We start from the raw sequence: 5384 nt of genomic DNA on the forward strand, positions 1-5384 counted from the left end.
GCCCTGCCTACGTGTTTCATTTCATCGAATGCCTGACCGAGGCTGGCGTTGTCGCTGGCCTGGAACGAAAGACTGCCGAGTTGCTGGCCATGCAGACAGTCTATGGCGCCGGGGTTCTGGCTGCCTCAAGCACGGACACGCCAACGAAGCTTCGCGAACAGGTGACGAGCCCCAAAGGAACGACAGCTGCTGCGCTGGACGTGTTGATGGGCAACGACAAGCTCAAGCGCCTGATGATAAGGGCTGTACTCAAGGCACACCAGCGCGCGATCGAGCTCGGCACCAATTGAGTTTTCGCAGGCTCGCCGGCAATTATTCGAATTTGTCTTCTGTGGCTGGTTCTTCATTGCCGGCATTGTCAAGGAACGGCAAAAGATCGCTTGGCGTGGCGCTTCCTTGACGACGGCGCAGGAACTCACTTGCGGTTTCGACCGCCCCGATTTTCTCGGCAACGGCAACTGATATCCATTGATTGAGCGACACACCATCTTCCCGCGCCAGCCGCTGTGCGGCAGTCTTGACAGAAGCTGGAAGTTTGAGGGGATAGGACGTTTTTGTCATTTTCTCATCTCCGCAAGCACATCGGCCGGTAGCAAAATCCGCACGTTGAACTTCGTGGCAGCCGCCTTGAAGTCCTTGATATTATGGGTCACCAGGGCATCAGCCCTTCCATTGACGGCGGCTTCGAATACCATCTCGTCATTCGCATCCGAAAGTTGCGGCCGCCATTGATATCGCACGTTCACTGCTTCACTTGCGCTTGCACGGGCGCCCAGAAACCGATCGATACCAGCATTATCAAGTCCATGCGCCAACCTCTGTTCCGCCCGCTTGAGTACATCTTCGTATTCCAGAAACAGCGCTGTGGTCACCAATGGTACCAGATATTGCCACGAAGCGTAGGAGGGCATTGCTTGCGCCGGTTGAACGTCTCAACTCTGAGTTTGATATTGTTGTTTTCATCGCGGTGGATATTGCGCTAGCGTGCGACGATGAATGTTCATTCGTCTCTTGATTTGATACCGAAAGCCGGGCCGCAGCGCGCTTATGGTTCGGCGCGGCTGGCTGTCAAACCAGTCAATGGCCGCACGCGCATCGCTACGCTTTACCAGGAAGGTTGCGCCAAGATCCGATTGCCCGAGACCGATAGTCCGTTACTGGAAGCTGTGATGATCAACACGTCGGGCGGCTTGACCGGCGGCGACGAGATGCACTGGCAATTTGAGGTGGCCGATGATTGCCGGGCACAGGTCACAACGCAGGCCTGCGAGCGTATTTACAAGGCGTCCGCCGGTGTCGCGGATGTTGCAACGGTGCTTAAGGTCAAAAACCAGGCGTCGCTCGCCTGGTTGCCGCAGGAGACGATCCTGTTCGAAGCCTCGGCGCTGAACCGAACGCTTGTTGTTGATCTCGCCCAATCCAGTCGTGCACTCATCGTGGAGCCCGTGGTCTTTGGCCGCAAGGCCATGGGTGAAGATGTCCAGAACTGCACGTTTCGCGATCGCTGGCGCATTCATCGAAACGGCAAGCTGATCCATGCGGAAGACTTTCTGATCGGTCCGGATGCTGGTTCGATGCTGGGTCGTCCTGCGCTGATTGGCGGAATGCGAACCATGGCCACTATTTTGCTGCTCGATGCCGATGCGGAACGCTATCTCGATAAAAGCCGAAAAATAATTGGGACAAAAGGCGGTGCTTCCTTCTGGTCTGGCAAGCTTCTTGCGAGGCTCATCGATGGTGACGCCTATTTGCTGAGAAAGCGGCTGGTGCCGCTGATCGAGCTGCTGAATGAAAAGGCAGGCGTGCCTAAAGTCTGGTCAATTTAAGTGCGACCAAAGAATGATGTCTAAGGAATAAGATGAATCTGACACCGCGTGAAAAAGACAAGCTTTTGATCTCCATGGCGGCCATGGTGGCGCGCCGCCGCCTTGAGCGCGGCGTCAAGCTCAATCACCCGGAAGCCATTGCGCTGATTAGCGATTTTGTTGTCGAGGGCGCCCGTGACGGCCGCTCCGTCGCCGATCTCATGGAAGCTGGCGCGCATGTCATTACCCGCGATCAGGTAATGGAGGGCATCCCGGAAATGATAAACGACATCCAGGTCGAGGCGACCTTCCCTGACGGAACCAAGCTTGTCACCGTCCACGAACCGATCCGCTAGGAGACAGAGCATGATTCCTGGAGAAGTGATCCCTGCCAAGGGTGACATTGAACTCAACGCTGGCGCCAGCAACATCACGCTGAAGGTGGCCAACACCGGCGACCGTCCCGTGCAGGTCGGCTCGCACTATCATTTCTACGAAACCAATTCGGCGCTGGCGTTCGACCGCGACAAGGCCCGCGGCATGCGCCTCGATATTGCTGCGGGAACGGCGGTCCGGTTCGAGCCGGGACAGGAGCGCGATGTTACGCTTGTGCCGCTCAGCGGGAACCGGACCGTCTACGGGTTTCAGCAGAAGATCATGGGAAAGCTTTGACAGATCCGTTTGACTTCAGTTCCACGACGCAAAGCGACCGGGAAAACGCCGATCGCAACGTAGATGTCAGGAACGTATTTTGCAGAGCTTGCCGGTCAGCTCGGCTTCTTGGTGACGAGGGTGAGCAGGCCCTTGGAATCGAGACTTGCTATCACCACCGCCGCAGAAGTCAGTCCCTTCTCTTTCAGAGCAGCGGAGACTTCCGGCGACTTGTCGATCGAGGTGCGCAGTTTCTGCACGTCCGCATCGCTGCGTTTGGCAATGGCATCGTTGACCTGGTTCTTGGTCGCTTCCGGCAGTTCGTTGATGTCTACGATATTGATCGTGGTGATGGGCGTTGCGCCCGCCTGACCGGTCGCAGTTTCGCTTTTTGCGGCTGGCTGCTGGGCACTTTCAGCCTGCGGGGCGGCGGACTGCGCATAAGCAACGGAAGTTGCCAGCGGGAATGCCGCGCTGAGCGCGAGGACTATCATCTTTCGCATCGTTGTTCCTTTCACGTGATTGGCGAACGATCATCTACTGATGACGTTTATACCTCACATGCCGAATTCGCTCTGAACGGGTCGGTGATCGGGTTTTTCCAAGGCAATATCGCGGCGAAAATGTGGCGGCCAACCCCGGTCGCCCATGATACAATTCACAAAAGAGGGAAGTCTCATGCCCGCTAAAATCACCCGTTCGGCCTATGCCCGCATGTTTGGCCCGACCACCGGGGACAAGGTGCGCCTTGCCGATACCGAGCTTTTTATCGAGGTGGAAAAGGACTTCACCGTCTATGGCGAAGAGGTGAAGTTCGGCGGAGGCAAGGTCATTCGCGACGGCATGGGCCAGAGCCAGGTTGCTCGTAAAGACGGCGCCCTCGACACTGTCATCACCAATGCCCTGATCGTTGATCATACGGGCATCTACAAGGCCGATGTCGGATTGAAGGACGGGTTGATCGTTGCCATCGGCAAGGCCGGCAACCCGGATACACAGCCCGGCGTGACCATCATTATCGGGCCCGGCACGGAAATCATCGCCGGTGAAGGCAAGATCCTCACGGCCGGCGGCATGGATGCGCATATCCATTTCATCTGTCCGCAACAGATCGAGGAAGCGCTGATGTCTGGTATCACCACCATGCTCGGCGGTGGCACCGGTCCGGCACATGGAACACTGGCGACCACCTGTACCCCGGGGCCATGGCACATGGCGCGGATGATCCAGTCCTTCGATACTATCGCGATGAATATCGGCCTGTCCGGCAAGGGCAATGCCTCGCAACCGAAGGCGCTGGAAGAAATGATCCTGGGCGGCGCCTGCTCGCTCAAGCTCCACGAGGACTGGGGGACGACACCGGCTGCGATCGACAATTGCCTTGCTGTCGCCGATCAATATGACGTGCAGGTGATGATCCACACCGACACGCTCAATGAAAGTGGCTTCGTTGAGGATACGGTCGGCGCCTTCAAGGGCCGGACCATTCATGCTTTTCACACGGAAGGCGCCGGCGGCGGCCATGCGCCGGACATCATCAAGATTTGCGGCTTGCCGAACGTTATCCCCTCATCGACCAATCCAACGCGGCCCTATACGAAGAACACCATCGCCGAGCATCTCGATATGCTGATGGTCTGCCACCATCTTTCCTCCTCGATCCCCGAGGATGTGGCCTTCGCCGAAAGCCGTATTCGCAAGGAGACCATCGCGGCCGAGGATATTTTGCACGATATCGGCGCGTTCTCGATTATCTCGTCCGACAGCCAGGCGATGGGCCGCGTGGGTGAAGTGCTGATCCGCACCTGGCAGACGGCTGACAAGATGAAGCGCCAGCGTGGAAGCCTGCCGCAGGAGACGGGCGACAACGACAATTTCCGCGTCAAACGCTACATCGCCAAATACACGATCAACCCGGCGATTGCGCAGGGCGTATCCCGGCATATCGGTTCGATCGAAGTGGGCAAACGCGCCGATCTCGTTTTGTGGAACCCGGCCTTCTTTGGTGTCAAGCCGGATATGGTTCTGCTCGGCGGCTCGATTGCTGCTGCGCCGATGGGTGACCCGAATGCCTCGATCCCGACACCGCAGCCGGTTCATTACCGCTATATGTTCGGCGGCTATGGCAAGAACGTCAGCAATTCGTCTGTGGTTTTCGTTAGCAAAGCCTCGGTCGATGCGGGCCTGCGCCAGTCGCTCGGCGTGGACAAGCAATTGATCGGCGTTGAAAACACGCGCGGCGGCATTTCCAAAGCGTCGATGATCCACAATGATGCGACACCGCGTGTGGAAGTCGATCCGGAAACCTATGAGGTACGGGCGGATGGCGAACTTTTAACCTGCGAACCGGCAACAGTATTGCCGATGGCGCAACGCTATTTCCTGTTTTGAGTGCAAATGCGATGAAAGATCATTTCAGACGGCTTGCCCACTACAACAAATGGGCCAATGGTCAAATTTACGAGGCTGCTGCGGCACTTGATCGTGAAGACTATTTCGCTGACCGGCGCGCCTTTTTCAAGTCAGTGCATGGCACGCTCAACCACATTCTGGCCATCGACAAATTGTGGTTCGGGCGCTTCACCGGCGATCTCTATATCCCACCCTCTCTTGATGTCATTTTGCACGATAGTTTGGATGCATTGCGTCAGGCGCGGATCGCCTTCGACGATCACATCATCAAGGTGGTGGGCTCGTTTGATCAGAACGCGATCACTGGCTTGTTCGGCTGGACCACCATGGAGGGAGAGCCCTATATTTCGACGCTGGACAGGTGCCTGACGCAGATTTTCAACCACCAGACGCATCACCGCGGCCAAGTACACACTCTCCTTTCGCAATTGACCGGCAACGCGCCGCCAATCGATTTCTTCCTGTGTATGAATGATGATTTCAACGCGGAGGGCGAAAAATGAAGCGCGTGACCGG

Annotated in this window: 9 protein-coding genes; 6 read left to right on the forward strand and 3 right to left on the reverse strand. The window is 57.0% G+C overall.

What is annotated here, in order from left to right; translation table 11 throughout:
* On the forward strand, positions 1-290 hold a 290-nt coding region (locus tag AAAC48_RS21815; RefSeq protein WP_340656203.1), incomplete at its 5' end, for a pyrroline-5-carboxylate reductase dimerization domain-containing protein.
* A gap of 22 nt (positions 291-312) precedes the next feature.
* Here the strand turns inward: AAAC48_RS21815 and AAAC48_RS21820 are convergent.
* Positions 313-561, reverse strand: a complete 249-nt coding sequence (locus tag AAAC48_RS21820; RefSeq protein WP_340656204.1) for a pilus assembly protein HicB — start codon at positions 559-561, stop codon at positions 313-315.
* A complete protein-coding gene (locus tag AAAC48_RS21825) occupies positions 558-911 on the reverse strand; it encodes a PIN domain-containing protein (RefSeq protein ID WP_340656205.1) in 354 nt (117 codons plus the stop codon). Before AAAC48_RS21825 ends, AAAC48_RS21820 begins: the two co-directional genes overlap by 4 nt.
* A gap of 81 nt (positions 912-992) precedes the next feature.
* On the opposite strand from AAAC48_RS21825, the gene AAAC48_RS21830 reads away from it, so the two are divergent.
* Genes AAAC48_RS21830 through AAAC48_RS21840 form a run of 3 tightly spaced genes read left to right on the forward strand, consistent with a single transcriptional unit; the run spans position 993 to position 2477 of the window.
* Complete coding sequence (locus AAAC48_RS21830; protein WP_340656206.1) at positions 993-1826, forward strand: urease accessory protein UreD; 834 nt, start codon at positions 993-995, stop codon at positions 1824-1826.
* Positions 1827-1858: 32 nt separating this feature from the next.
* Positions 1859-2161, forward strand: coding sequence for an urease subunit gamma (locus AAAC48_RS21835; RefSeq protein WP_340656207.1), 303 nt, complete (start codon positions 1859-1861; stop codon positions 2159-2161).
* 10 nt (positions 2162-2171) lie between these two features.
* Positions 2172-2477, forward strand: coding sequence for an urease subunit beta (locus tag AAAC48_RS21840; RefSeq protein ID WP_340656208.1), 306 nt, complete (start codon positions 2172-2174; stop codon positions 2475-2477).
* A gap of 95 nt (positions 2478-2572) precedes the next feature.
* On the opposite strand, the gene AAAC48_RS21845 is transcribed toward AAAC48_RS21840, so the two are convergent.
* Positions 2573-2959: a hypothetical protein gene (locus AAAC48_RS21845; protein ID WP_340656209.1), complete on the reverse strand. Its 387-nt coding sequence runs from the start codon at positions 2957-2959 to the stop codon at positions 2573-2575.
* Between the two features lie 175 nt (positions 2960-3134).
* Here AAAC48_RS21845 and ureC point away from each other — a divergent pair, with 175 nt between their 5' ends.
* The gene (gene ureC / locus AAAC48_RS21850) at positions 3135-4847 is read left to right on the forward strand and encodes an urease subunit alpha (protein WP_340656210.1); all 1713 of its coding nucleotides are present in this window, start codon (positions 3135-3137) and stop codon (positions 4845-4847) included.
* Positions 4848-4858: 11 nt separating this feature from the next.
* Entirely contained in the window at positions 4859-5371 is a 513-nt protein-coding gene (locus tag AAAC48_RS21855; RefSeq protein ID WP_340656211.1) for a DinB family protein, read from the forward strand.
* Positions 5372-5384: the final 13 nt, after the last annotated feature.

It is taken from the genome of Phyllobacterium sp., from assembly GCF_037994405.1.
Classification (GTDB): domain Bacteria; phylum Pseudomonadota; class Alphaproteobacteria; order Rhizobiales; family Rhizobiaceae; genus Phyllobacterium.